Genomic DNA, 658 nt, shown 5'->3' with positions numbered 1-658 from the left:
GCCTGCTCCCACTGCTTGTACGCATACGGTTTCAGGATCTATTTCACTCCCCTCTCCGGGGTTCTTTTCGCCTTTCCCTCACGGTACTGGTTCACTATCGGTCAGCCAGGAGTATTTAGCCTTGGAGGATGGTCCCCCCATGTTCAGTCAGGGTTTCACGTGCCCCGACCTACTCGATTTCACGACATCAGATTTTCGGCTACGGGACTATCACCCGCTATGGTCGACCTTCCCAGATCGTTCGCCTAATCAGTCTGCCGCTTAAGGGCTAGTCCCCGGTCGCTCGCCGCTACTGGGGGAATCTCGGTTGATTTCTGTTCCTCGGGGTACTGAGATGTTTCAGTTCCCCCGGTTCGCCTCCCACACCTATGGATTCAGTGTGGGATACCCTGCAAGCAGGGTGGGTTTCCCCATTCGGAAATGCCCGGGTCACAGGTCGTTTGCCACCTCACCGAGCCTTATCGCAGGCTTCCACGTCCTTCATCGCCTCTGGCTGCCTAGGCATCCACCGTATGCGCTTCATCGCTTGACCATATAACCCGAAAGGGTCTGGTCGGCGATGACGTCACGACAATTGCCGGATACGCTTGAGACGTATCTTACTTTGTCAGCATGATTCACATTGTTAAAGAGCACTTAAAGCTGGAAGCTTTAAGCT

At 54.4% G+C, this 658-nt stretch carries 1 rRNA gene; it reads right to left on the bottom strand.

Features of this window, described 5'->3' with window-relative positions:
* A 23S ribosomal RNA gene (locus IE093_RS22345) occupies positions 1 to 532 on the bottom strand; the annotation flags it as partial.
* Between the last annotated feature and the right edge of the window lie 126 nt (positions 533 to 658).

Origin of the sequence: Litchfieldella qijiaojingensis, assembly GCF_014651875.1 — a bacterium.
Taxonomy (GTDB): Bacteria; Pseudomonadota; Gammaproteobacteria; order Pseudomonadales; family Halomonadaceae; genus Litchfieldella; species Litchfieldella qijiaojingensis.
The sequence above is the reverse complement of the archived record's forward strand: the minus strand, read 5'-3'. Positions and strand labels throughout refer to the sequence as shown.